The 25,087-nt window shown below is 53.8% G+C and carries 22 protein-coding genes; 14 read left to right on the top strand and 8 right to left on the bottom strand.

Going from position 1 to position 25,087, the window contains the following annotated elements:
- The first annotated feature begins 61 nt into the window (after window positions 1-61).
- The 4 genes from G4551_RS17090 to iadA all read left to right on the top strand — a co-directional run bounded on the left by G4551_RS17090 (window position 62) and on the right by iadA (window position 3,590).
- Window positions 62-1,126 carry an AI-2E family transporter gene (locus tag G4551_RS17090; protein WP_003037941.1) on the top strand — a complete coding sequence of 355 codons (1,065 nt, stop codon included), beginning with the start codon at window positions 62-64 and terminating at the stop codon, window positions 1,124-1,126.
- A 166-nt stretch (window positions 1,127-1,292) separates the two neighbouring features.
- Window positions 1,293-1,952, top strand: a complete 660-nt coding sequence (locus tag G4551_RS17085; protein ID WP_003037944.1) for a nucleoside recognition domain-containing protein — start codon at window positions 1,293-1,295, stop codon at window positions 1,950-1,952.
- A gap of 1 nt (window position 1,953) precedes the next feature.
- Window positions 1,954-2,415 (top strand): YjiG family protein, encoded by a 462-nt coding sequence (locus G4551_RS17080; RefSeq protein ID WP_003037948.1) that lies wholly within the window; start codon window positions 1,954-1,956, stop codon window positions 2,413-2,415.
- 11 nt (window positions 2,416-2,426) lie between these two features.
- Window positions 2,427-3,590, top strand: a complete 1,164-nt coding sequence (iadA, locus tag G4551_RS17075; protein ID WP_003838493.1) for a beta-aspartyl-peptidase — start codon at window positions 2,427-2,429, stop codon at window positions 3,588-3,590.
- A gap of 153 nt (window positions 3,591-3,743) precedes the next feature.
- Here iadA and bcp read toward each other — a convergent pair whose 3' ends face one another.
- Complete coding sequence (bcp, locus tag G4551_RS17070) at window positions 3,744-4,214, bottom strand: thioredoxin-dependent thiol peroxidase (RefSeq protein ID WP_003838495.1); 471 nt, start codon at window positions 4,212-4,214, stop codon at window positions 3,744-3,746.
- Window positions 4,214-4,786, bottom strand: a complete 573-nt coding sequence (locus G4551_RS17065; protein WP_003037954.1) for a glycine cleavage system transcriptional repressor — start codon at window positions 4,784-4,786, stop codon at window positions 4,214-4,216. The genes bcp and G4551_RS17065 overlap by 1 nt, the downstream gene beginning before the upstream one ends.
- Before the next feature lie 145 nt (window positions 4,787-4,931).
- On the opposite strand from G4551_RS17065, the gene dapA reads away from it, so the two are divergent.
- The 6 genes from dapA to ypfH all read left to right on the top strand — a co-directional run bounded on the left by dapA (window position 4,932) and on the right by ypfH (window position 11,484).
- A complete protein-coding gene (gene dapA / locus G4551_RS17060; RefSeq protein ID WP_003838498.1) occupies window positions 4,932-5,810 on the top strand; it encodes a 4-hydroxy-tetrahydrodipicolinate synthase in 879 nt (292 codons plus the stop codon).
- 16 nt (window positions 5,811-5,826) lie between these two features.
- Window positions 5,827-6,861 (top strand): outer membrane protein assembly factor BamC, encoded by a 1,035-nt coding sequence (gene bamC / locus G4551_RS17055; protein ID WP_003037961.1) that lies wholly within the window; start codon window positions 5,827-5,829, stop codon window positions 6,859-6,861.
- A gap of 111 nt (window positions 6,862-6,972) precedes the next feature.
- Window positions 6,973-7,686, top strand: coding sequence for a phosphoribosylaminoimidazolesuccinocarboxamide synthase (gene purC, locus G4551_RS17050; RefSeq protein ID WP_003037964.1), 714 nt, complete (start codon window positions 6,973-6,975; stop codon window positions 7,684-7,686).
- A gap of 128 nt (window positions 7,687-7,814) precedes the next feature.
- Window positions 7,815-8,681 carry a KPN_02809 family neutral zinc metallopeptidase gene (ypfJ, locus tag G4551_RS17045; protein WP_003838501.1) on the top strand — a complete coding sequence of 289 codons (867 nt, stop codon included), beginning with the start codon at window positions 7,815-7,817 and terminating at the stop codon, window positions 8,679-8,681.
- A gap of 15 nt (window positions 8,682-8,696) precedes the next feature.
- Window positions 8,697-10,712, top strand: coding sequence for a tRNA(Met) cytidine acetyltransferase TmcA (locus tag G4551_RS17040; RefSeq protein WP_003838502.1), 2,016 nt, complete (start codon window positions 8,697-8,699; stop codon window positions 10,710-10,712).
- 73 nt (window positions 10,713-10,785) lie between these two features.
- Window positions 10,786-11,484 (top strand): esterase, encoded by a 699-nt coding sequence (gene ypfH, locus G4551_RS17035; RefSeq protein ID WP_003037972.1) that lies wholly within the window; start codon window positions 10,786-10,788, stop codon window positions 11,482-11,484.
- Window positions 11,485-11,587: 103 nt separating this feature from the next.
- On the opposite strand, the gene G4551_RS17030 is transcribed toward ypfH, so the two are convergent.
- Genes G4551_RS17030 through G4551_RS17020 form a run of 3 tightly spaced genes read right to left on the bottom strand, consistent with a single transcriptional unit; the run spans window position 11,588 to window position 13,303 of the window.
- Window positions 11,588-11,788: a membrane protein gene (locus tag G4551_RS17030; protein ID WP_003037974.1), complete on the bottom strand. Its 201-nt coding sequence runs from the start codon at window positions 11,786-11,788 to the stop codon at window positions 11,588-11,590.
- 27 nt (window positions 11,789-11,815) lie between these two features.
- Window positions 11,816-12,943 carry a succinyl-diaminopimelate desuccinylase gene (gene dapE, locus G4551_RS17025; RefSeq protein WP_003037976.1) on the bottom strand — a complete coding sequence of 376 codons (1,128 nt, stop codon included), beginning with the start codon at window positions 12,941-12,943 and terminating at the stop codon, window positions 11,816-11,818.
- Window positions 12,944-12,946: 3 nt separating this feature from the next.
- Window positions 12,947-13,303 carry an ArsC family reductase gene (locus G4551_RS17020; RefSeq protein WP_003835078.1) on the bottom strand — a complete coding sequence of 119 codons (357 nt, stop codon included), beginning with the start codon at window positions 13,301-13,303 and terminating at the stop codon, window positions 12,947-12,949.
- 388 nt (window positions 13,304-13,691) lie between these two features.
- Here G4551_RS17020 and ypfM point away from each other — a divergent pair, with 388 nt between their 5' ends.
- The gene (gene ypfM / locus G4551_RS17015) at window positions 13,692-13,751 is read left to right on the top strand and encodes a protein YpfM (RefSeq protein WP_001386977.1); all 60 of its coding nucleotides are present in this window, start codon (window positions 13,692-13,694) and stop codon (window positions 13,749-13,751) included.
- Between the two features lie 75 nt (window positions 13,752-13,826).
- On the opposite strand, the gene acrD is transcribed toward ypfM, so the two are convergent.
- Together acrD and narQ are read right to left on the bottom strand one after the other, a co-directional pair.
- A complete protein-coding gene (gene acrD / locus G4551_RS17010; protein WP_003838507.1) occupies window positions 13,827-16,940 on the bottom strand; it encodes a multidrug efflux RND transporter permease AcrD in 3,114 nt (1,037 codons plus the stop codon).
- A gap of 184 nt (window positions 16,941-17,124) precedes the next feature.
- Entirely contained in the window at window positions 17,125-18,822 is a 1,698-nt protein-coding gene (gene narQ / locus G4551_RS17005) for a nitrate/nitrite two-component system sensor histidine kinase NarQ (RefSeq protein ID WP_003838510.1), read from the bottom strand.
- A 260-nt stretch (window positions 18,823-19,082) separates the two neighbouring features.
- Here narQ and aegA point away from each other — a divergent pair, with 260 nt between their 5' ends.
- From aegA to G4551_RS16990, 3 genes are all read left to right on the top strand, one after another.
- Window positions 19,083-21,062: a formate-dependent uric acid utilization protein AegA gene (gene aegA, locus G4551_RS17000; protein ID WP_003838512.1), complete on the top strand. Its 1,980-nt coding sequence runs from the start codon at window positions 19,083-19,085 to the stop codon at window positions 21,060-21,062.
- 156 nt (window positions 21,063-21,218) lie between these two features.
- Window positions 21,219-21,794 (top strand): GDP-mannose pyrophosphatase NudK, encoded by a 576-nt coding sequence (gene nudK / locus G4551_RS16995; RefSeq protein ID WP_003838513.1) that lies wholly within the window; start codon window positions 21,219-21,221, stop codon window positions 21,792-21,794.
- A gap of 123 nt (window positions 21,795-21,917) precedes the next feature.
- Window positions 21,918-22,961, top strand: coding sequence for a DUF1176 domain-containing protein (locus G4551_RS16990; protein WP_003838515.1), 1,044 nt, complete (start codon window positions 21,918-21,920; stop codon window positions 22,959-22,961).
- Here the strand turns inward: G4551_RS16990 and tkt are convergent.
- On the bottom strand, window positions 22,951-24,945 hold the full coding sequence (gene tkt / locus G4551_RS16985) for a transketolase (RefSeq protein ID WP_003838518.1): 1,995 nt from the start codon (window positions 24,943-24,945) through the stop codon (window positions 22,951-22,953). The genes G4551_RS16990 and tkt overlap by 11 nt on opposite strands.
- Window positions 24,946-25,087: the final 142 nt, after the last annotated feature.

Raw genomic sequence — 25,087 nt, 5'->3', positions numbered from 1 at the left:
TTGTGACATTTCGATACAATTCGGGATCGCAATCCCGCTATTGGGTTCATGGAAGGGTTTTATGCTCGAAATGTTGATGCAATGGTATCGTCGCCGCTTTAGCGACCCCGAAGCCATCGCCCTGCTGATTATTCTGGTTGCCGGTTTTGGCATCCTGTTCTTTTTTAGCGGTCTTCTGGCGCCGCTACTGGTCGCCATAGTGCTGGCGTACCTGCTTGAATGGCCAACTGTGCGGCTGGAACATATTGGGTGTTCACGGCGTTGGGCGACATCGATTGTGCTGGTGGTGTTTGTCGGTATTTTGCTGCTGATGGCGTTTGTGGTGATGCCCGTTGCATGGCAGCAGGGGATCTATCTGATCCGCGACATGCCCGGCATGCTTAATAAATTGTCTGATTTTGCCGCCACCTTGCCACGACGTTATCCGGCGCTGATGGATGCAGGCATCATTGATGCGATGGCGGAAAATATGCGCTCGCGAATGCTCACCATGGGCGATTCGGTGGTGAAATATTCGTTAGCCTCACTGGTTGGATTGCTGACCCTGGCGGTCTATCTGGTTCTCGTCCCATTGATGGTGTTCTTCCTGATCAAAGATAAAGGACAGATGCTGAACGCCGTGCGCCGGGTGCTGCCGCGTAATCGTGGGCTGGCGGGGCAGGTGTGGAAAGAGATGAACCAGCAAATCACCAACTATATCCGCGGAAAGGTGCTGGAAATGGTGGTGGTCGGTGTGGCGACCTGGCTCGGCTTCCTGCTGTTTGGTCTCAACTATTCGCTGCTGCTGGCGGTGCTGGTAGGGTTCTCTGTGCTGATCCCGTATATCGGCGCTTTTGTGGTGACGATTCCGGTAGTTGGCGTGGCGCTGTTTCAGTTCGGGCTTGGCACCGAGTTCTGGAGCTGTTTTGCCGTGTACCTGATTATCCAGGCGCTGGACGGCAATCTGCTGGTTCCCGTACTGTTCTCCGAGGCGGTCAATCTGCATCCACTGGTGATTATTCTCTCCGTGGTGATTTTCGGCGGTCTGTGGGGATTCTGGGGCGTATTCTTTGCGATCCCTCTGGCGACGTTAATCAAAGCGGTAATGCACGCCTGGCCGGATGGTCAGGTCGTTGACGAACCCTAATCTGCAAGATCCGGCGATATCATGTCGCCGGATCCGAACTTGTCTGACCTCTATCCACACTTTCTGAATAATCTCTTCTGCTGTCGTTTTTCTCCGCATTTGTCTTTAACTTGACCTGCGTGATGTCTTTCTGTCACGCAAGGAATAAGACCAACAGGAGAACAAAATGGGTCACAACACACACACGCAGCAAAAGGTGGGATGGGGCGGTTATCTCGCTTTTTTTATTACGATTATCCTTTTTTCCGGCATGTTTGCGAAAAGTACCGAATGGTGGCGGGTCTTTGACTTCACCGTCCTCAACGGCGCGTTTGGGCAGATTAATGCCACAGGCGATACGGCGGTCTCTTTTCGCGGCTCTGGAGGGATGGGAGCCAAAGACGGCTTCTTATTCGCGCTTGAGCTGGCACCTTCCGTCATTCTTTCACTCGGGATTATTTCCGTCACCGAAGGATTGGGGGGGTTACGTGCGGCACAACAGCTGATGACGCCGGTCCTGCGCCCGTTACTCGGTATTCCGGGAGTTTGTTCGCTGGCGCTAATTGCGAATTTGCAAAATACCGATGCCGCGGCCGGGATGACCAAAGAGATGGCGGAAGAGGGCATTATTACTGAACAGGAGCGTGCCATTTTTGCCTGCTGGCAAACCAGCGGCAGCGCGTGTATTACCAACTATTTTTCCTCTGGCGCTGCGCTGTTTACGGTGGTTACCGTTCCGGTGATTACGCCGCTGGCGGTGATCCTTGTCTTCAAATTTGTGGGAGCGAACCTGCTGCGTTTGTGGATTGCGCAGCTGGAAAATCGCCGTCTGCAGCAGGAGGTCTGAGATGACAACGCAGGTACGTAAAAACGTCATGGATATGTTTATCGATGGCGCGCGGCGCGGGTTTACAATTGCTACAACCAGCCTGTTACCTAACGTGGTGATGGCGTTTGTGATTATTCAGGCGCTGAAGGTGACGGGATTGCTCGAGATTGTCGGGCGGGTGTGCGAACCGGTGATGGCGTTGTGGGGGCTACCGGGGGAATCTGCCACCGTGCTGCTGGCGGCGGTGATGAGTATGGGAGGCGGCGTCGGCGTTTGTGCCAGTCTGGTTGTTGCTGGTACGCTTTCGGGACATGATGCGACTGTATTGCTACCGGCAATCTACCTGATGGGCAATCCGGTGCAAAATGTGGGACGCTGCCTGGGAACTGCGGGGGTCCATCCCCGTTACTACCCGCTGATTATTGCGGTATGCGTCATTAATGCGCTGCTCTCTATTTGGGTTATGCAGGTAATTGCCTGACAAGGAAGGTTATGAACTGTTCAATTCTTAATTTGACGTTGTTCCAGCAGGGACACGTGTACGCACCGGAAGATTTAGGGCGACAGGATATACTGGTCTCCGGCAGTAAAATTGTTGCCATCGCCCCGTCAATTTCTCCTGAAGACTTTCCCGGTTGCGAGTGTATCAATCTTGACGGCGCGATTGTGTGCTCAGGATTTATCGATCAACACGTCCATCTGATTGGCGGCGGCGGGGAAGCAGGGCCGCATACCCGCACGCCGGAAGTACGCTTGTCACGCCTGGTTGAAGCTGGTGTAACTTCGGTAGTCGGTTTGCTGGGTACCGATGGCATTACCCGTCACCCGGAATCGCTGCTGGCAAAAACCCGCGCGCTGGAGTTTGAAGGCATCAGTGCATGGATGCTTACTGGGGCGTATTCTCTGCCTTCCCCGACCATCACCGGCAGCATCGATCGCGACGTGGCGCTGATCGATAAAATCATTGGCGTAAAATGTGCGATTTCGGACCATCGTTCCTCAGCCCCAGATACCTCGGTGCTGGCAAACATGGCGGCGCAGTCGCGCGTCGGTGGATTGTTAGGACGCAAACCGGGGATCAGTGTATTCCATATGGGCGATAGCCCACGCATGCTGGAACCGTTGTACCAGATCCTCAACTGCTGCGATGTGCCGATTACTAAACTGTTGCCGACACACGTTAACCGTGCGGAACCGTTGTTCCAGGCGGCGCTGGAGTATGCCCGTAAAGGCGGTTATATCGACATTACCAGCAGCATTGATGAGCCCGTCGACCCCGCCACGGCTATCGCTACGGCGCTGCGACAGAACGTGCCACTGTCGCGCATTACCCTTAGCTCGGATGGCAACGGCAGCCAGCCGGAATTTGATGAGTTAGGTAATCTCACCGGTATCGGTGTCGCGGGGTTTGAATCACTGGCTGAAACGGTGCGCCAGTTGGTGAAAGTTCATGCCATACCGCTGGAACAGGCGCTCTGTCCGCTGACGCGTACGGTCGCAGAATTTTTGGGGCTCGAACATAAGGGGCGCCTGGCGGTGGGATGCGATGCGGACATTCTGGTGCTTAACGATGCGTTGGAGGTTAATCACCTTTGGGCGAAGGGAAAAGCCGTGGTCAGAGAGAAGAAAGCCTGCGTAAAAGGGACGTTTGAATAAACGCTTATGCGGATGTCAGTCTGAAAAAGTACAGATTCACGTTTATGCCGGGTGGCGGCTACGCCTCACCCGGCCTACAAGTTTCGCAATATTAATAAGCTGCGTAGGCCTGATAAGCGAAGCGCCATCAGGCTTTTTCCAGCAAAACGTAAATCAGGTGTTCTCTTTCAGCCAGTTCAGTACCACGTCGTGGTGATTGCTGGTTTTGAAGTCATCGAACACGTGCTCAATTTTGCCTTCGGCATCAATCAGGAAGCTGATGCGGTGGATGCCATCGTAGGTTTTGCCCATAAATGACTTCTCACCCCAGACGCCGAACTGCTCGCAAACCTGATGATCTTCATCGGACAGGAGCGTGAAATTCAGGACTTCTTTCTCCGCGAATCGGGAAAGCTTCTCTGGTTTGTCGGTGCTGATCCCCAGCACTTCAACACCAGCTTTTTTTAACTCATCCATGTTATCGCGCAAGCCGCAGGCCTGTACGGTACAGCCGGGTGTCATGGCTTTCGGGTAAAAATAAACCAGAACACGCTGTCCCTGGAAGTCGGTTAAATTTACTTGTTCTCCGTCTTGATCCGGCAAGCTAAATTTCGGTGCGATATCACCGGCTTTCAGTGGGTTCATTACTTAACTCCATCCTGTTCATCATGCTGTGAGTAATTGACGACGTTAATACTGCCTTGCGCATTGAGTTCTGTACAGAGTGCTTTAAACGCATCTTCAATATTTGCCGAATCATGTGACGCAGGACTATGTGCGGTAATTTGAATAAACAACTGCGCCGCCTTTCCATTCTCAGCCGGTTGCGTGCGTGAAACCAGTTCCGCAATATTCATTTGGTGGCTGTCAAACAGTGCGGTGAAGCGTTCAATCAAATGGGGAGAATCAGGGACATCGACCTGCACCCATACCGTAGCAGGCATCGCCGGACGAGGGCGCGCGGTCGTGCGCTTCATCACAATGAGTAAATCCAGCTCTGCGCCTTTTAATGGCAGGGTTGATTCAATCAGGGTGATGGCATTCCAGGTGCCCGACAGCAACATGATAAACGTGAACTCATCACCCAGCATAGCCAGTCGGCTGTCTTCGATATTACAGCCGCAACTGCTGACATGACGTGTGATGGTGTTCACAATTCCTGGGCGGTCGGCACCCAGCGCAGTAATGACCAGATAGTGTTGCGATGACGATGTCAAACCTGTTCTTCCTTTGAGCGGTGAGGTAATCATAAGGAAAGCATAAAAAAAACATGCATACAACAATCAGAACGGCTCTGGTCGCTTGCTTTTATTGTCGTACCAAACGTACCATTGATACACTTGTTTGCACAGAGGATGGCCCATGTTCACGGGAAGTATTGTCGCGCTTGTTACGCCGATGGATGAGAAAGGTAAAGTCTGCCGGTCGAGCCTGAAAAAACTGATTGATTATCATGTCGCCAGCGGCACCTCGGCGATCGTTTCTGTTGGCACCACCGGTGAGTCCGCCACCCTGAGTCATGATGAACATGGCGATGTGGTGATGATGACGCTGGAGCTGGCTGACGGGCGTATTCCGGTTATTGCCGGAACCGGCGCCAATGCGACCGCGGAAGCCATTAGTCTGACGCAGCGTTTCAACGACAGCGGTGTTGTTGGCTGCCTGACGGTGACGCCTTACTACAACCGCCCAACCCAGGAAGGTTTGTTCCAGCATTTCAAAGCCATCGCTGAGCATACTGACCTGCCGCAAATTCTGTATAATGTGCCGTCCCGTACTGGCTGCGATATGCTGCCGGAAACCGTTGGTCGTCTGGCGAAAGTTAAAAATATTATCGCTATTAAAGAGGCCACGGGGAACTTAAGTCGCGTTCACCAGATCAAAGAGCTGGTTTCGGACGACTTTATTCTGCTCAGCGGTGATGACGCGACCGGACTGGATTTTATGCAGCTCGGTGGTCATGGCGTGATTTCCGTAACGTCTAACGTTGCGGCACGTGATATGGCTGAAATGTGCAAACTGACGGCAGCCGGGCAATTTGCCGAGGCGCGGGTGATTAACCAGCGTCTGATGCCGTTACACAACAAACTATTTGTCGAACCCAATCCTATTCCCGTGAAATGGGCGTGTAAGGAATTGGGACTTGTGGCGACCGATACGCTACGTCTGCCGATGACGCCAATCACGGACAATGCTCGTGAAATCGTCAAAGCGGCACTTAAGCATGCCGGTTTGCTGTAAAGTTTAGGGAGATTTGATGGCTTACTCAGTACAAAAGTCGCGCCTGGCCAAGGTTGCGGGTGTTTCGCTTGTTATGTTGCTCGCGGCCTGTAGCTCTGACTCGCGCTATAAGCGCCAGGTGAGCGGTGATGAATCCTATCTGGAGGCCGCACCGCTTGCTGAGCTTCATGCTCCAGCTGGGATGATTTTGCCGGTTATGTCGGGCGACTATAATATCCCGGTAACCAACGGCAGTGGTGCCGTGGGTAAAGCGCTGGATATTCGTCCACCGGCTCAGCCGTTAGCGTTAGTCACTGGCGCTCGCACGCAAATCGCAGGCGATACCTCAACGTTGCTGGTGGAAAATGGTCGTGGCAACACGCTGTGGCCGCAGGTCGTGAGCGTCATTCAGTCTAAAAACTACACGATCACCAAACGTGATGATGCCAGCCAGACGCTGACCACCGATTGGGTTGACTGGAACCGTCTGGATGAAGACGAGCAGTACCGTGGACGTTATCAAATCTCGGTTAAACCGCAGGGCTATCAGCAAGCGGTAACGGTGAAACTGATTAACCTCGAGCAGGCGGGTAAACCCGTAGCCGATGCGGCATCAATGCAGCGTTACAGCGCTGAGATGATGAACGTTATCTCTGCTGGTCTGGATAAGAACGCCACCGACGCCGCGAATGCCGCGCAGAACCGCTCTGCAGCCACCATGGATGTTCAGAGCGCAGCCGATGACACCGGTTTACCAATGCTGGTGGTACGCGGGCCGTTCAACGTGGTGTGGCAGCGTTTGCCAGCAGCGCTTGAGAAAGTGGGGATGAAGGTAACCGACAGCACCCGTTCTCAGGGTAGCATCGCGGTGACCTACAAACCTCTGTCTGATAGCAGCTGGCAGGAGCTGGGCGCAAGTGACCCAGGTCTGGTATCCGGCGACTATAAACTGCAGGTCGGTGATTTAGACAACCGCAGTAGCTTGCAGTTTATCGATCCGAAGGGGCATACCCTGACGCAAAGCCAGAACGACGCGCTGGTCGCTGTCTTCCAGGCAGCGTTCAGTAAGTAAAAATAAAGGGCTGGATAACTCCAGCCCTTTTTTTCTGATATGATACGCAAACGTGTGCGTCGGCAGAAAAACGCAATATTTATCGTTAATTCACACCCAGGAGTAATAAAGATGCAAAAGCAAGCTGAGTTGTATCGTGGTAAAGCGAAGACCGTATACAGCACGGAAAACCCGGACCTGTTGGTGCTCGAATTCCGCAATGATACGTCAGCAGGGGATGGCGCGCGCATTGAACAGTTTGACCGTAAAGGCATGGTGAACAACAAATTCAACCATTTCATTATGACTAAACTGCAAGAAGCGGGTATTCCTACCCAGATGGAGCGACTGCTTTCTGATACCGAATGTCTGGTGAAAAAGCTGGATATGGTACCGGTTGAATGTGTGGTACGTAACCGCGCGGCAGGCTCTCTGGTTAAGCGTTTAGGCGTTGAGGAAGGTATTGAACTGAATCCGCCGCTGTTTGATCTGTTCCTGAAAAACGATGCTATGCACGATCCAATGATTAACGATTCCTATTGCGAAACTTTTGGTTGGGTGAGCAAAGAGAATCTGGCACGTATGAAAGAGCTGACCTACAAAGCTAACGACGTGCTGAAAAAGATGTTTGATGATGCTGGTCTGATTCTGGTCGACTTCAAACTTGAGTTTGGTTTGTATAAAGGTGAAGTCGTCCTGGGTGATGAATTCTCACCGGACGGTAGCCGCCTGTGGGACAAAGAAACGCTGGATAAAATGGACAAAGATCGCTTCCGCCAGAGTCTGGGCGGCCTGATCGAAGCCTATGAAGCCGTCGCGCATCGCCTGGGTGTGAAGTTAGACTAATCTTTCCCTGAGCCGGCGATCGCTCTCCGGCTCATTAACCCCACCTGATTTGATTACTATTTCTTATGGTAATCCTGTTCCGAACCGCCTACGATCATCATCATAATGAATAAAAAGTTGAGGTGATTATGCGCTGGCAAGGGCGTCGTGAAAGTGACAACGTGGAAGACAGACGAAACAGCTCTGGCGGCGGCCCCTCTATGGGTGGGCCTGGTTTTCGTCTGCCCAGTGGTAAAGGCGGTATCATCCTGCTGATTGTGGTGCTGGTGGCGGGTTATTATGGCGTGGATCTTACCGGATTAATGACCGGCCAGCCGGTCTCCCAACAACAATCATCACGCTCCATCAACCCAAACGATGATGAAGCGGCAAAATTTACCTCGGTGATTCTGGCTACAACAGAAGATACCTGGGGACAGCAGTTTGAAAAAATGGGCCGCACCTACCAACAGCCGAAGCTGGTGATGTACCGGGGTGCGACGCGCACCGGCTGCGGCGCGGGCCAGTCCGTGATGGGACCGTTTTATTGTCCGGCAGATGGTACGGTATATATCGACCTTTCATTCTATGATGACATGAAAAACAAGCTGGGCGCTGATGGTGATTTTGCGCAGGGCTATGTTATCGCCCATGAAGTGGGTCACCACGTGCAGAAACTGCTGGGTATTGAACCGAAGGTTCGCCAGATGCAGCAGAACGCCTCACAAGCTGAGGTGAACCGTCTTTCCGTTCGTATGGAACTGCAGGCGGACTGCTTTGCCGGTGTCTGGGGCCACAGCATGCAGCAGCAGGGCGTGCTGGAGTCTGGTGACCTGGAAGAGGCACTAAACGCCGCACAGGCCATTGGTGACGATCGCCTGCAACAGCAGGGACAAGGACGCGTCGTACCGGACAGCTTTACTCACGGAACCTCTGAACAGCGTTTTACCTGGTTCAAACGCGGTTTTGATAGCGGCGATCCGGGACAATGTAATACCTTTGGTAAAGGTATTTAAGATACAGAGGCAGGGATGTCCGATAACACGGCGCTGAGGGCGTTAACCGAACAGATGGCTCGTGAGGGGATCCGTCGCTTGCTGATTATCAGCGGCGAGGAGAACTGGTGTCAGGGGCAGGCGTTAGCGCTACGCGACATATTACCCGGCGACTGGTTGTGGGTAGGGGCGAATGCCCCTGCTGAACCGAACTGTACGCCACAGGCGCTGCAAACGTTACTGGGGCGCGAGTTTCGTCATGCAGTTTTCGACGCCGGGCAGGGATTTGACGCTGCGGCGTTTGCCGCCTTAAGCGGTACACTGCTTGCCGGCAGTTGGCTGGTTTTGCTGACCCCACCCTGGCATTCCTGGCACACGCATCCGGACGTGGATTCACTACGCTGGAGCGATTGTGCTGAGCCCATTCCCACACCGCACTTTGTTGAGCACGTCAAACGGGTGATTTCCCGCGATAGACAGGCTCTGCACTGGCAGCAGCATCAGCCGGTTTCCTGTCCGCACTTTCCTGCTCGCGCAGCCTGGCTTGCGGCAACTGGCGAACCCCAACCAGAACAGGCGATGATATTAAATCATTTGCTGGCTATGCCTCCCGGTGTGGTTGCGGTGACGGCCGCACGAGGTCGGGGCAAATCCGCTCTGGCAGGGCAACTCATAGCGCGGATTAACGGCACTGCGGTTGTGACCGCACCTGCCAAAGCTGCAACGGATGTGCTGGCACAATTTGCCGCAGAGCGTTACCGCTTTATGGCGCCGGATGCACTATTAAGCAGTTCTGAAACCGCAGACTGGCTGATTGTGGATGAAGCCGCCGCGATCCCCGCGCCGCTGCTACACCAACTGGTGGCGCGTTTTCCTCGTACGCTGTTAACCACTACAGTACAAGGCTACGAGGGAACGGGTAGAGGCTTCTTGCTGAAATTCTGCGCCCGCTTCCCTAATCTTCGACGCTATGAGTTGCAACAACCCGTGCGCTGGGCGCAGGGATGTCCGCTGGAGCAAATTGTCAGCGATGCGCTGGTGTTTGATGATGAAACGTTCACGCATGCCCCATTGGGGGAGCTTCACTTCTCGGCATTTGAGCAACAGTCCTGGGATGCTGGCCCGGCGCTGCCGTTAGCGGTATACCAGTTGCTTTCCGGAGCGCATTATCGCACCTCGCCATTAGACCTGCGGCGAATGATGGACGCGCCTGGTCAGCATTTTCTTCAGGCATCAACCGCTGACTCAGTTGCGGGTGCTGCCTGGCTGGTCGATGAAGGGGGACTATCCGCAGAATTAAGCCAGGCCGTCTGGGCCGGATATCGTCGACCGAGGGGGAATTTGGTTGCGCAGTCGCTGGCGGCGCACGGTGGTGACCCGTTGGCGGCGACGCTCGTCGGGAGACGAGTCAGTCGAATTGCGGTTCATCCTGCGCGCCAAAGAGAAGGTATTGGGCAACAGCTGATTGTGCTGGCCCACCACTATTCCACATCGTGTGACTATCTGTCGGTCAGTTTTGGGTATACGGCTGAACTATGGCGTTTCTGGCAGCGCTGCGGTTTTGTGCTGGTGCGAATGGGGAATCACCGGGAAGCCAGCAGCGGCTGTTATACCGCCATGGCGTTGCTGCCGATCAGCGAAGCGGGAAAGCGCCTTGCCGAGCGGGAGCACCAGCATTTGCGGCGTGACGCGGAAATCCTTGCGCGATGGAACGGTGAGAGCATTCCGCTGGTCCCGCTGAAAGAGACTACGCTTAATGAGGATGACTGGGCTGAGCTGGCTGGGTTTGCCTTCGCGCATCGGCCATTATTGACGTCGCTAGGCTGTCTGAATCGTCTGCTTGAGCACAGTGAATTACCTCTTCCGGCATTGCGCGGACGTATACAGGCTAAACGCAGCGACGCCGAATTATGCCAACAGCTGAAGATCTCAGGTCGTAAAGCGCTGCTGGTCGTTCAGCGCGCCGAAGCGGCACAAGCGTTAAATCAGCTGGATGCTGAACGTGAACAGCGGCTACATAATCGCATTATGCAATGGCAATTTTTTCACTAACATCTTCAATTTCCTGGCATGGTCATTGCGGTTAAGCGGCGTAGAATGATTCTCATCAGTTAAGGAGATCGCCATGAAACATGACCATTTTGTTGTTCAAAGTCCCGATAAACCCGCTCAACAGCTACTGCTGCTGTTTCATGGCGTCGGCGATAACCCGGTTGCCATGGGTGAAATTGGCTCCTGGTTTGCGCCGCTGTTTCCCGATGCGTTAATCGTCAGCATTGGCGGGGCAGAGCCTTACGGTACGACTTCCGGACGTCAGTGGTTTTCGGTACAGGGCGTAACGGAAGAGAACCGCCAGGCGCGTATCGACGCGATTATGCCGGTGTTTATCGAAACCGTGCGCTACTGGCAGAAACAAAGCGGCGTTTCACCGCAGGCCACCGCGCTGATTGGTTTTTCTCAGGGTTCGATTATGTCGCTTGAGAGCATCAAAGCCGAGCCGGGGCTGGCGTCGCGGGTCATTGCCTTCAATGGTCGCTATGCCACCTTACCGGAGGTTGCAACTACCGCAACGACGGTGCATTTGATTCACGGTGGTGAAGACCGGGTGATAGAGCTCTCCCATGCCGTTGCCGCGCAGGAGGCATTAATTGCTGCGGGTGGGGATGTGACGCTGGATATCGTCGAAAACCTGGGGCACGCCATTGATGAACGCAGCATGCAGTTTGCGCTCGATCATCTGCGTTTTACCGTACCGAAGCACTATTTTGATGAAGCGCTGAGCGGTGGTAAGCCTCACGATGATGATGTGATTGAGATGATCTGATTGATAACCGTAGGCCGGATAAAACGCGAAGCGTTGCCATCCGGCACTTAACGCCCGGTGGCGCTAACGCTTACCGGGCCTACGTGACTTATCGGCCTGGAAATTATTTCTTCGGTTGATCCTTGTTCGGCCAATCGTCGTCGTCATCCCATTTATCGTTAAAGTCACGATGCGGGGGAAGCTCCGGTTTGTTGGCCAGATATTTCTTTGGATCGACGCGCTTGAGATCTTTGATAACGTTAAGCAGCACGCCTACCAGAAACACCAACACCAGAATCCACCAATATTTTGCTAGCCAGTCCATGTATTTTTCCTCTTGCAGGAACACTCATCAGGCGACGAGTTGCTCCATGATACGTTGATACATACGGGCAAGCAGCTGCAGGTCGGCGGCATTAACACATTCATTTATTTTATGAATAGTGGCGTTGACCGGCCCAAGTTCGACTACCTGTGCCCCCATGCGGGCAATAAAGCGCCCGTCGGACGTCCCGCCTGTAGTCAGTAACTGCGGTTTAATTTCATTATAGTGCTCAATGGCGTTCACTACTGCATCCACCAGTTTACCGCGTTCAGTCAGGAACGGCTGACCGGAAAGCCACCAGTCGACGGTATAGCGCAACTGATGTTTCTCCAGCAGCGCGTGAACCCGTGCTTTAATCATCTCATCGGTCAGCTCAGTGCTGAAACGGAAGTTGAACTGGATAAACAGTTCTCCGGGGATAACGTTGTTGCTGCCGGTACCTGCCTGAATATTGGCAATCTGCATGCTGGTCGCCGGGAAAAACTCGTTACCCTGGTCCCACTCAATCGCCACCAGTTCGTTGAGCATTGGCGCCGCGCGGTGTACCGGGTTATCGGCCAGATGCGGATAGGCTACGTGCCCCTGCACGCCATGAATGGTCAGGTTGCAGGTCAGTGAACCACGACGTCCATTCTTGACCACGTCGCCAACGATTTCCGTGCTGGACGGCTCGCCAACCAGACAATAATCCAGTCGCTCATTACGCGCCATCAGTGCTTCAACCACCTTTACGGTGCCGTTTTTGGCGCTGGCTTCTTCGTCGGACGTTATCAAAAATGCCAGACGACCCTGATGGTTTGGATGCTGGGCGACAAAACGCTCTGCGGCCACGACCATCGCTGCCAGTGAGCCTTTCATATCGGCAGCGCCACGCCCGAACAGCATGCCATCGCGAATGGTCGGTTCGAACGGTGGATTGATCCAACGATCGACATCGCCGGCGGGCACTACGTCGGTGTGACCGGCAAATGCCAGGGTCTCACCTTTACCGCGCCATGCCCAAAAATTCTGTGTGTCACCAAAATCCATACGCTCAACGGTAAAACCTACCGCGCGCAGGCGTTCAATCATTAACGCCTGGCACCCGGCATCATCCGGGCTCAGGGAAGGACGGCGAATAAGCTGCTGTGTCAGCTCAATAACCGGGCACGACATAGACTACACCTCATTAAAAAACAGAGTATAACTGGATTCACTGAAACCAAGCAGCATAGGCTTACCCGGCGCGCAGAGCAATGGGCGTTTGATAATTGCTGGCATTTCAATCATCAATGCGGCGGCGGAAGCCGCATCGGTGATTTGACTGCGCGTGGATTCATCGAGTTTACGCCAGGTGGTTCCACGTGTATTGAGCAGCGCTTCCCAACCTAATTCGCTGATAAAGGACTGTAATAGCGTATTGTCAAGACCGTCGACGCGATAATCATGAAAGCGATAGTCAATACCTTGTGCTTCCAACCAGCGTCTGGCTTTTTTAATCGTGTCGCAATTCTTAATGCCGTAGAGGGTGATCATTTGAATCCTTATTGACGTAATTTGAATATTTATTCTTTTATTATGTGGCAATGAATAATACATATTGTCATTCAATCGTTATAGAAAAATATAACATTGTTGAACAACAGTGAATAATGATTCCTGAAAGCTCCAAAAATACCGTATAACTAAAAATCAGAATCTGCCTGTTTGCATCAGCCTGTTTTTCCATCAGAATTGCAAAAGTAGTAGATGATGTATGAATATTTCAAAATATTGCAGTAAGTCACATAAAATTTATGGGTATGGCGCATAGTGATCACATAAACCCCAAACACGGGAGGATGTAATCACAACCATCGGTTAAATGTTCTTCTTTTGATGATGATGATTTTGTAGAATGCTCATAATAATAAGAGAGGTTGTTATGATTGAACGTGAACTGGGGAACTGGAAAGACTTTATCGAAGTGATGCTTCGTAAATAATTTTCTGGAAGAAATTCATATCCTGTAAAGGATAAAAAAAGGCGACTCAACGTAAGTCGCCTTTTTTGTGCCCGATTATTCCGGGCGCGGTTTCAACGGGAAGCGTCTGCGTACCAGCACAAAGAACAGGGGCACGAAGTAAATCGCCAGGATAGTGGCTGAAATCATTCCACCCATTACGCCTGTCCCCACCGCATGTTGACCGCCAGAACCTGCGCCACTGCTGATGGTCATCGGCAGAACCCCAAAGATAAACGCCAGCGAGGTCATCAGAATCGGACGCAAGCGCTGGCGACAGGCGTGGAGCGTGGCATCGAGCAGATCGTGTCCTTTCTCGTTCATCTCATTGGCGAATTCAACAATCAAGATTGCGTTCTTCGCCGATAGCCCGATAACGGTAAGTAACCCGACCTGGAAGTACACGTCGTTTTCCAGACCGCGCATCCAGGTCGCCAGCAGAGCACCAATGACCCCCAGCGGCACAACCAGCATGACGGAGAAGGGAACTGACCAGCTTTCATACAGGGCCGCCAGACACAGGAATACCACCAGCAGAGAAATGGCGTACAGGGCGGGGGCCTGAGAACCCGACAGCCGTTCCTGATAAGACATCGCAGTCCATTCGAGGCCGAATCCGGTCGGCAACTGGCGCACCAGCGATTCCATTATGTCCATCGCTGTACCGGTACTGACGCCAGGCGCGGCTTCTCCGACAATCTCGACCGCGGAGTAGCCGTTGTAGCGTTCCAGACGCGGTGAACCGGTTTCCCAGCGCGACGTGGCAAAGGCCGAGAAAGGCACCATGCCGCCGTTGTTATTACGGACGTACCACAAATTGATGTCGTCAGGGAGCATGCGATATTTTGCTGCCGCCTGCACGTAAACCTTCTTCACGCGACCGCGGTCCATAAAGTCATTGACGTAGCTGGAACCCCAGGCCGTTTGCAATGTATCGTTGATGTCGTCGATGGAAACGCCCAGTGCCTGGGCTTTGCGCTGATCGATATCAATTTGCAACTGCGGGCTGTCGTCCAGACCGTTATGACGAACGCGGGTCAGGGAAGAATCCTTCCCGGCCAGCTCAATCAGCTTGTCGCGCGCGGCCATTAACGCGTCATGCCCCGCACCAGCGTGATCCTGCAGCTCCATATCGAAACCGGCAGAGCTTCCGAGGCCACTGATAGCCGGAGGGCTACTGGCGAAGACGCGGGCTTCTTTAATCTTATTAAAGGCTTTGGTCGCACGTTCAATGATGGCGAAAGAGGTTCCGGTAGTGGTGTCGCGCTCATCCCAGTCTTTTAAACGGACAAACATACGCGCCACGTTTTGACCGTTCCCGCCAGGGCCTGAACCGACCGTGGAAAAGACCGACATAATGTTGTCTTTCTCATGGGTGAAGTAATACTTCTCTACTTCCTCAACCACTTTCAATGTTTGCTGCTGTGTGGAGCCGCTGGGCAGCTGTACCGAGGTGGTAAACATGCCGCGGTCTTCCAGCGGCAGGAAGGAGGTTGGCAGGCGCAGGAACAGGAAAACCATTCCGCCGAGCAGCAGGCCGTAGATCAGTATCCAGCGCAGGCTGCGGTGCAGGATCCTGGCAACGCCTTTTTCGTAGCGCTCGGCGTTGCGATTAAACATTCGGTTAAACCAGCCGAAGAAACCGGTTTGTCCGTGATGCTCGCCCTTATGCAGCGGTTTGAGCAGGGTGGCGCACAGAGCAGGAGTGAGGATCATCGCCACCAGAACAGACAGCACCATTGCGGAGACGATAGTAATCGAGAACTGGCGGTAAATAGCTCCGGTAGTGCCGCCGAAGAAGGCCATCGGGATAAACACCGCCGACAGCACCATGGCAATACCAACCAGCGCGCCCTGGATTTGCCCCATCGATTTCCGTGTCGCTTCCCGCGGTGTGAGCCCTTCCTCACTCATAATACGCTCGACGTTTTCCACTACCACAATGGCGTCATCGACCAGCAGGCCGATCGCCAGCACCATCGCAAACATCGTCAAGGTGTTAACGCTATAGCCAAAGGCGTAAAGCACGGAGAAGGTACCCATCAGGACGACGGGAACGGCGATGGTGGGAATCAGCGTGGCGCGGAAGTTTTGCAGGAACAGGTACATCACGAGGAATACCAGCGCGATCGCTTCCAGCAGGGTTTTTACCACGTCAATGATTGAGGCTTTGACAAAGGAGGTGGTTTCATATGCCACCTTATATTCCAGCCCATGTGGAAAATACTGTGACAGTTCGTCAAGGCGGTTGAGCACCAGTTCCGCCGTCGCCATTTCATTGGCGCCTGAAGCCAGTTTCACGCCCAGACCGGAAGCCGGGTTGCCGTTAAACCGGCTGAGGTAGTCGTACTTCTCGGCCCCCATTTCGACCGTCGCCACATCACCCAGTTTAACTTCTGATCCATCCTGGTTGACGCGTAGAGTAATGGCGCGGAATTCATCCGGAGTCTGCAGTAGCGACTGGGCGTTGATCGTCGCGTTCAGCGCCTGCTTGTCCACCGAAGGCGTACCGCCAAGTTGTCCGACCGCAATCTGCGCATTTTGTGACTCGATAGCGTCGGTCACATCTTTAGCGGTCATCTGGAAACTGTTCAGTTTGGCCGGGTCAAGCCAGATACGCATGGAGTACTGTGAGCCGTAAGCGTCAATATCCCCCACGCCGTTAATACGGCTGAGCGGATCCTGAATGTTACTGGCGACATAGTCGGCGATGTCCTGCTTATCCATTGAGCCATCGGTGGAGACAAAGGCGATTGTCAGAATATTGGTGTCCCCGGTCTTACGCACCGTGACCCCCTGATCCTGTACCGCCTGCGGCAGTTTACGCATTGCCGATTGCAGCTGGTTTTGCACCTGCTGGACGGCCTCGTCAGGATCGGTTCCGGCGACAAAGCTCAGCGTAACTGATGCCTGACCTGTCCCGCTGCTCTGTGACGACATGTACATCAGGTTATCGAGACCGGTCATGTTCTGCTCGATCACCTGGGTGACGGTGTTTTCCAGAGTCTGAGCCGAGGCGCCAGGATAGTTGGCGGTGACCCGTACGTTTGGCGGCGCCAGATCGGGATATTGCTCAACGGGCAGTGAAAAAATAGCCAGGGCTCCTGTCAGGCACAACAGGATAGCTAACACCCAGGCAAAAATGGGGCGATCGATGAAAAAATTCGCCATTAAAAGAGGACCTCGTGTTTCTGCGTATCGTTATGGGTATGGCTTGCTTCACTTTAGCGGCAAGGTACGGGTCAAACGTGGAGAAAAAAAGAAGATAATGTAAATTATCATGCCCGTTTACAGCATACCTTTCGTGCCAACGCCGTCAGGCCTGGATCCAGATCCGACGGCGCTTTGCGGTTCTTTACGTTAGATCACTGTCTGATTCAGCCGAACGGAAACTGATGCTTACCAATGTTCCTCCTCCGGAAGGTTGAGAGAAGGTCAACGTGCCGCTTAGTCTTTCCGCCCGCTCACGCATAATATTTAGTCCATAGTGCCCTGTAGGCTCATGCGGCTCGCCAATGCCGATGCCGTTATCGCGGATATAAACCGTGTGGTTGCCGTCCGGAGCCGTTACGCAACTGACGGCAATTTCGCTCGCACTGGCATGCTTAATGGCGTTCAGCACCGCTTCGCGGATGATCTGCAACAGGTGCACTTGCATTTGCGCATCCAACGCCAGCGTGGGTAACCGACAGTCGAGTGTGAGTTTAGCTGAGGTTTGATTTTGCAGCGTTTCCAGCATTTCATGCAGGGCGGAGGGTAAGTCTGCCTGTTGTAAGGTCAGACGGAAGGTGGTGAGCAGTTCGCGTAGCTGACGGTAGGCATCGTTCAGCGCCTGGGAGAAATCCGCCATGATGCTTTGCGCTGGGGCGTTATCTTCCGGAATTGACCGCTTCAGCAGCGTCAACTGAATGCGTAAATAAGAGAGCACCTGTGCCAGCGAGTCGTGCAGTTCGCGTGCAATCGTCGCTCGCTCCTCCATTAACAACAGTTGCTGAAAATGTTTTTGTGCCTGGTTGAAGTACAACCCGCGTCCCAGCATTGAGGAAACGCTGTTAAGCAGTGGAATAGAAGCATTGACGTTTGGACTTTGCCAGTGCAGTTCGCCGTAGACGGTTTCCTGCATAGTGACCGGCAGGATCTGCATCGGCAGCTCCAGGCTTTTAGTCCCTTCGCTAATCCGCCAGTTATCACCGACGGTGAGCTCAAGGAAATACGCGGCGTCATGTTCGCGGACGATCTGTAAAATATGGCGGAAGCAGTGCACGTCAATCTGGCTGGTATTTAACGCCTGGGAGCACTGATACAACACCTCCAGACGGCGATTGGCTTCATGGAGATCGTGAGTTTTCTCGGCAACAGACGCTTCCAGCGAGCGATACAGCTTGTGTAATTCACTCGACATCTGGCTAAACGTTTTGCCCAGCAACCCCAGCTCATTGGGCAAACCGGTATCCAGCGGTGGGATATTAAACTGACCGTGTTCAATTTGCTGACTGGCCATCACCAGTTTATTCAGCGGACGCACCACCTGCTGGCGAATGCGCCGCAGGGTAAAGAAGACGAGGGTGAATATGCCGATCCCGCCCGCCAGCGAGATGCCAAATACCAGCATGACTTTACGCTCGGCATAATGTTGCAACGCCAGCACGAAGAGATCGATTTGATCGACGTAGTTGTTGATATTGGCCTGGTACCATTTTAAATCGCCGTCGATCAGGCGGGCATTCATTTCCAGCCAGTTAGCATGCAGACGTCCATAGCGGCTTTTTACCGCTTGTGGCACATACCACGCATTCAGATTCTGTAATGCCGGTGCGTTTAGCGCCTGCTGGAAAAGCTGGCGGTGGGCGTTAAGCTGCGGGCTCTGGCTTTGCAGATCGTAACCCAGACGGTAGCTTTGCATGCGCAATGAGCCAGCAACGTTGATGGCTTCGGCATCTCGCAAGCTGCTGGTCAGCGTGAGCAGCGCAATACCTGTTGAGAGAATTGACAGCAGCACTATGTAGAAAAAAGCTTTAGCCAGACTGGCCGAGACCGGACGCTTTACCGTCACTTGTGCATCCTCACACAATACACGTCGCGCCTGAAAACAGCGTGAACGATGCGGTGTATTTGATAAAGGTTAATAAAACGCCATGAAACTGGATGGTAACTGAAACACAATTTCATATGCGATGAAATAAATTGATCTGCCACAGGTTCTGCATAAATAGTTGTGCTTCCTGGGCAAATGAACATTGCCGCTTCCTTCCGTGTCGGTTAATAACACTCTTATAAAGAATAAGGTTTTTGCAACCAAAAAAGAAGGAAGCCATGAATCGTTTTATTATGGTCAATAGCCAGCAGTGCCTGGGATGCCATGCCTGTGAGGTCGCCTGCGTCATGGCTCACAATGGCGAACAGCATGTCCTGAGCCAACGGCATTTTCAGCCCCGAATTACCGTCATTAAACATCAGCAGCAGCGCAGCGCGGTGACCTGTCACCACTGCGAAGATGCACCCTGCGCCAGAAGTTGCCCAAATGGGGCAATTAACCATGATAACGACAGCGTTCAGGTGAACCCGCAAAAGTGCATTGGCTGTAAATCGTGCGTCGTTGCCTGTCCTTTCGGCACGATGCAGATCGTACTCACTCCCGTCGCCAAAGGGAAGGTGAAAGCCACCGCGCACAAATGCGATCTGTGCCAGGGGCGTGAACAGGGGCCCGCCTGCGTAGAGAACTGCCCGGCGCAGGCGTTACAGTTGGTGACGGAAAACTCGCTTACCGGTCTGTCAAAAGCGCGCAGGCTGCGTACCGCAAGTCTGGAAAGCCAGCCATGGCACGCCAGCACTACCGATTTTGTTCCACATGTCATCACCAAACGTGAGCAAATGCAGGCAACGCCTGCGCGTGGTGAACCGGATAAACTGGCGATTGATGCCCGGAAAACCAGCTTTGAAGAGATCTATCTGCCGTTTCGTACGGCGCAGGCGGAGCGGGAAGCCTCTCGCTGCCTGAAATGCGGCGACCACAGTATTTGTGAATGGACCTGTCCGTTGCATAACCACATTCCGCAGTGGATTGAGCTGGTCAAAGCCGGAAACATCGATGCCGCGGTTGAGCTTTCACATCAAACCAACTGCTTGCCGGAGGTGACCGGGCGTGTATGCCCGCAGGATCGACTCTGCGAAGGGGCATGCACGGTGCGTAGTGAGCATGGCGCAGTCACTATCGGTAATATTGAGCGTTACATCTCCGATCGGGCGCTGAGTAAAGGATGGCGACCGGACTTAAGCCATGTGCAGAAAGTGGACAAGCGTGTTGCCATTATCGGCGCGGGTCCGGCGGGTCTGGCCTGCGCGGATGTGCTGGCGCGTAGCGGTATCAGTGCCACCGTTTACGATCGCCATCCTGAAATTGGCGGTTTGCTGACGTTCGGTATTCCGGCCTTCAAACTGGACAAATCGCTGCTGACGCGTCGCCGTGAAATCTTCAGCGCTATGGGGATTCATTTCGAACTTAACTGTGAAGTGGGTAAAGACGTCGCACTTGAAAAGTTGCTGGAGGATTACGATGCCGTGTTCGTGGGGGTGGGAACCTATCGTTCCATGAAGGCGGACCTGCCAAATGAAGACGCGCCAGGCGTATATGATGCGCTGCCGTTCCTGATTGCCAACACCAAGCAGGTGATGGGGCTGGATGAGTTGCCTGAAGAACCGTTTATCGATACCGCCGGACTGAACGTGGTGGTTCTGGGCGGAGGCGATACGGCCATGGACTGTGTACGTACCGCGCTGCGCCACGGTGCAAGCCAGGTGACCTGCGCCTATCGTCGTGATGAAGCCAACATGCCGGGTTCGAAAAAAGAGGTGAAGAACGCCCGGGAAGAGGGGGCAAACTTCGAGTTTAACGTCCAGCCGGTTGAGCTGGTGTTGCATGCCGATGGGCGAGTCAGCGGCGTGCGTTTCTTACGTACCCAACTTGGCGAACCTGATGCGCAGGGGCGTCGTCGCCCGGTTCCCATCGCCGGGAGTGAGTTTGTGATGCCCGCAGATGCGGTGATCATGGCGTTTGGTTTTCATCCACACGGCATGCCGTGGCTGGAGTCGCATGGCGTTAAGGTCGATAACTGGGGGCGCATTGCCGCCGATGTTGAAAGCGCATACCGTTACCAAACCAGTAACCCGAAAATCTTTGCCGGTGGCGACGCGGTACGCGGTGCGGATCTGGTGGTGACGGCCATGGCGGAGGGGCGGCACGCCGCCCAGGGGATCGTCGACTGGCTGGGCGTAAAATCAGTCAAATCTCACTAATCGGCGTCCAGGCCGGATAAGACGCGTTAGCGTTGTTATCCGGCAATGTGCCGCATGAATGCCTGATGGCGCTTTGCTTATCAGGCCTACATTGTTCCAAGACAAACCCGGTTTCACGGCGTAGTATTATTTCTCACTTCTTGCTGTGGAGCCGGTATGTCGCAAAAAATTACCCTCATCAAAGATAAAGTCCTCTCCGATAACTACTTCATCCTGCGCAATATCACCTATGACCTGACCCGTAGCACTGGGGAGGTGATTCGTCATAAACGCGAGGTTTACGATCGCGGTAACGGTGCCACAATCCTGCTGTATAACCCGGAGAAGAAAACGGTGGTCTTAATTCGCCAGTTCCGCGTCGCCACCTGGGTCAACGGTAATGAAGATGGTCAACTGATTGAAACCTGCGCCGGGCTGTTGGATAACGACGAACCGGAAGCGTGCATTCGCAAAGAGGCCATTGAAGAGACCGGCTTTGAAGTGGGCGAAGTGCGCAAACTGTTTGAGTTATACATGTCGCCGGGCGGCGTGACGGAAATAATCCACTTCTTCATTGCACAATACAGTGACAGCCAGCGAGCAAACGCTGGTGGCGGTGTGGAAGATGAAGACATTGAAGTTCTGGAACTGCCGTTTACACAGGCGCTGGAAATGATCAAAACGGGTGAGATCCGTGACGGTAAAACGGTGCTATTGTTGAACTATTTGCAGTCGTCGCATCTCATGGACTAATGCGTGGGATTTATATTTCTTTACAAATTTACGGCCAATCCGACAATTCTTATTGAGCCACATCAGTCGCGCAAGGAAGATACCGCTTAGGCTGTGTGTTTTGACTTCGGGGTTGTACCGTCCATGCGCTATCGCGTTATTCTCCTTTTCCTGCTTGGGTTGCTACCAGCCCGATTGCTCTGGGCTGCGCCCGCGCAACAGGCGTTTTCTGACTGGCAGGTGACGTGTAATAACCAAAATTTTTGCGTGGCGCGCAATACCGGAGAGCACCACGGCCTGGTCATGACCTTGAGCCGCAGCGCCGGGGCACATACTGACGCCGTGTTGCGTATTGAGCTGGGCGGGCTGGAATCGTCCAACGTCAAAGAGAGCGATATTGCGCCGCGTCTGTTGTTGGATGGTGTGCCGCTCTCGCTGAGCGGCGAGCACTGGCGTGTTACCCCATGGCAACTGATGACCGATGATCCCGCCACCATTAGCGCATTTTTACAAACCGTACAGGACGCGAAGGCGATTACCCTGCAAAAAGGTGCGCAAAATCTTTCGCTGGTCGGGCTAAAAGCCGCATTGTTGTTTATCGATGCCCAGCAAAAACGGGTTGGCAGCGAAACCGCATGGATCGAAAAAGGTGACGAGCCTCCGCTCAGTGTACCTCCTGCCCCCGCGCTGAAAGGCGTAGCGGTCATTAACCCAACACCAACGCCTCTCACACAGCAAGAGCGCAGTGAACTGCTGGACTATGGTAACTGGCGAATCAACGGTATTCGTTGCTCTATCGATCCGCTGCGTCGCGAGATGCGCGTCACGGCCCTAACGGATGATAAAGCGCTGCTGATGATTGGCTGTGAGGCCGGAGCGTATAACACTATCGATCTGGCGTGGGTGGTTTCACGTACAACCCCGCTGACTTCACGCGCGGTACGGTTAAGCCTGCCTTTTAAAACGGATGCGGAAAGTCGCGATATGGAGCTGACCAACGCTACGTTTGACGAAAAGTCGCGGGAGCTGGTTACCCTCGCTAAAGGACGAGGGTTGGCAGATTGCGGTATCCAGACCCGCTGGCGCTACGATGGTCAGCGTTTTCGCCTGGTGCGCTATGCCCAGGAGCCAAGTTGTGATAACTGGCATGGGCCAGATGCCTGGCCCACACTGTGGATCACACGTTAAGCACCTTGTGTGCTTTGTCGACGATGTTATCTACCGTAAAGCCGAAGAACGGGAACAGCTTGTCTGCCGGCGCCGACTCCCCATAGCCCGTCATCCCAACAATCGCCCCTTTCAGCCCAACATACTTGTACCAGTAGTCGGCAATACCGGCTTCTACCGCCACGCGCGCGCTGACGTTTGCCGGCAGGACCGACTCCCGGTACGTCTCATCCTGGGCGTCGAAGATATCGGTTGAAGGCAGAGAAACTACCCGCACGTTACGGCCTTCGCCGGTCAGTTTTTCCGCAGCCAGCAGCGTGATTTCCATTTCTGAACCGGTAGCAATCAGGATAACATCCGGCTTACCGCCGCCGTCCTTCAGCACATAGCCGCCGCGGGCAATTTGCTGCACTTGCTCAGGCGTGCGCTCAACCTGCGCCAGATTCTGCCGCGAGAGGATCAGCGCCGTTGGCCCGTCATGGCGTTCGACCGCCAGCTTCCAGCCTACTGCCGCCTCAACCTGATCGCACGGTCGCCAGGTACTGAAATTAGGTGTCAGGCGTAGGCTGGCGAGTTGTTCGACGGCCTGGTGCGTGGGACCATCTTCCCCCAGGCCAATCGAGTCGTGGGTATAAACCATGATTTGTCGGGCTTTCATCAGCGCCGCCATGCGCGCGGCATTACGGGCATATTCAACAAACATCAGGAACGTGGCAGTGTAAGGTACGAAGCCCCCGTGGTGCGCGATACCATTGGCAATGGCGGTCATGCCAAATTCCCGCACGCCGTAGTGGATGTAGTTTCCTGCATGATCCTCTTTAAGAGAGGAGGAGCCTTTCCAGATGCTCAGGTTGCTGGGTGCCAGATCCGCCGAGCCGCCGAGCAGTTCTGGCAGTATCGGCCCATAGGCGTTCAGGGTATTTTGCGAAGCTTTACGGGTGGCTATTTTGGCTGGGTTGGCTTGCAGGTCGGTAATATATTTCTGGGTTGTTGCTTCCCACTCCTTAGGCAGTCCGCCGCTCATCCGGCGAGTAAACTCTGCCGCCAGTTCCGGGTAGGCTTGTTCGTAAGCTGCGAATTTCTCCTTCCAGCCCTGTTGCGCTTTTTCGCCTTTCTCGCGTGCGTCCCACGCCCGGTAAATCTCTTTGGGGATTTCAAAAGCAGGATGATGCCACCCCAGTTTCTGCCGGGTCAGCGCCACCTCTTCTTCGCCCAGCGCAGCGCCGTGCGCTTCCTCTTTCCCGGCTTTATTCGGTGAGCCAAAACCAATCACCGTGCGGCAGATAATCAGCGACGGTTTATCGGTAACGCTTTGCGCTTCCTGAATGGCTTTTTTCACCGCCTCAGGGTCATGACCGTCAATATCGTGCACTACATGCCAGTGGTAAGCCTCAAAGCGTTTTGCAGTATCGTCGGTAAACCATCCTTCGGTTTCGCCATCAATTGAGATGCCGTTGTGATCGTAGAAGCCGATGAGTTTGCCAAGCCCCAGTGTGCCCGCCAGCGAACAAGCCTCGTGTGAAATACCCTCCATCAGACAGCCGTCGCCCATAAAGACCCAGGTAAAGTGGTTAACAATCTCATGGTCCGGCTGGTTAAACTGCGCTGCCAGCGTGCGCTCGGCAATGGCCATGCCGACGGCGTTGGCCAAACCCTGGCCCAGCGGTCCGGTGGTGGTTTCCACGCCCGGCGTGTAGCCAATTTCCGGGTGACCTGGCGTCTTCGAATGGAGCTGACGGAAGTTCTTTAATTCTTCGATCGGCAGGTCGTAACCGGAAAGATGCAATAGGCTGTAAAGCAGCATTGAGGCGTGGCCGTTGGACAGAATAAACCGGTCACGATCGTACCAGGTGGGATCGGTCGGGTTATGGCGTAGAAAATCGTTCCACAGCACTTCGGCGATATCGGCCATCCCCATTGGTGCTCCTGGGTGGCCGGAGTTAGCTTTTTGGACGGCATCCATACTCAGCGCACGAATGGCATTGGCAAGCTCTTTACGGGTCATAGGAAATACTCCTTGAAAAGTAAAGTGTTAGATGCGTGTTGTGATTCACACTTTTGGGAAAATTGCGGGCGTTGTCAGCAAAAAGCATAGCAGACAGGCATGGTATTGCTGGATTAAGCAGGTAACATGGCTGTTATAAATT

Source organism: Citrobacter freundii ATCC 8090 = MTCC 1658 = NBRC 12681 (assembly GCF_011064845.1).
Taxonomy (GTDB): Bacteria; Pseudomonadota; Gammaproteobacteria; order Enterobacterales; family Enterobacteriaceae; genus Citrobacter; species Citrobacter freundii.
This window is presented reverse-complemented; position numbering and strand designations above follow the sequence as displayed.

Coding starts and splice junctions, on each gene's coding strand:
- tkt (WP_003838518.1), bottom strand. CDS start 24,945: ATGACCCGTAAAGAGCTTGCCAATGCCATTCGTGCGCTGAGTATGGAT.
- G4551_RS17080 (WP_003037948.1), top strand. CDS start 1,954: ATGACAACGCAGGTACGTAAAAACGTCATGGATATGTTTATCGATGGC.
- bcp (WP_003838495.1), bottom strand. CDS start 4,214: ATGAACCCACTGAAAGCCGGTGATATCGCACCGAAATTTAGCTTGCCG.
- ypfJ (WP_003838501.1), top strand. CDS start 7,815: ATGCGCTGGCAAGGGCGTCGTGAAAGTGACAACGTGGAAGACAGACGA.
- G4551_RS17040 (WP_003838502.1), top strand. CDS start 8,697: ATGTCCGATAACACGGCGCTGAGGGCGTTAACCGAACAGATGGCTCGT.
- G4551_RS17085 (WP_003037944.1), top strand. CDS start 1,293: ATGGGTCACAACACACACACGCAGCAAAAGGTGGGATGGGGCGGTTAT.
- aegA (WP_003838512.1), top strand. CDS start 19,083: ATGAATCGTTTTATTATGGTCAATAGCCAGCAGTGCCTGGGATGCCAT.
- G4551_RS17090 (WP_003037941.1), top strand. CDS start 62: ATGCTCGAAATGTTGATGCAATGGTATCGTCGCCGCTTTAGCGACCCC.
- G4551_RS16990 (WP_003838515.1), top strand. CDS start 21,918: ATGCGCTATCGCGTTATTCTCCTTTTCCTGCTTGGGTTGCTACCAGCC.
- dapE (WP_003037976.1), bottom strand. CDS start 12,943: ATGTCGTGCCCGGTTATTGAGCTGACACAGCAGCTTATTCGCCGTCCT.
- purC (WP_003037964.1), top strand. CDS start 6,973: ATGCAAAAGCAAGCTGAGTTGTATCGTGGTAAAGCGAAGACCGTATAC.
- bamC (WP_003037961.1), top strand. CDS start 5,827: ATGGCTTACTCAGTACAAAAGTCGCGCCTGGCCAAGGTTGCGGGTGTT.
- G4551_RS17020 (WP_003835078.1), bottom strand. CDS start 13,303: ATGATCACCCTCTACGGCATTAAGAATTGCGACACGATTAAAAAAGCC.
- iadA (WP_003838493.1), top strand. CDS start 2,427: ATGAACTGTTCAATTCTTAATTTGACGTTGTTCCAGCAGGGACACGTG.
- dapA (WP_003838498.1), top strand. CDS start 4,932: ATGTTCACGGGAAGTATTGTCGCGCTTGTTACGCCGATGGATGAGAAA.
- acrD (WP_003838507.1), bottom strand. CDS start 16,940: ATGGCGAATTTTTTCATCGATCGCCCCATTTTTGCCTGGGTGTTAGCT.
- ypfH (WP_003037972.1), top strand. CDS start 10,786: ATGAAACATGACCATTTTGTTGTTCAAAGTCCCGATAAACCCGCTCAA.
- G4551_RS17030 (WP_003037974.1), bottom strand. CDS start 11,788: ATGGACTGGCTAGCAAAATATTGGTGGATTCTGGTGTTGGTGTTTCTG.
- nudK (WP_003838513.1), top strand. CDS start 21,219: ATGTCGCAAAAAATTACCCTCATCAAAGATAAAGTCCTCTCCGATAAC.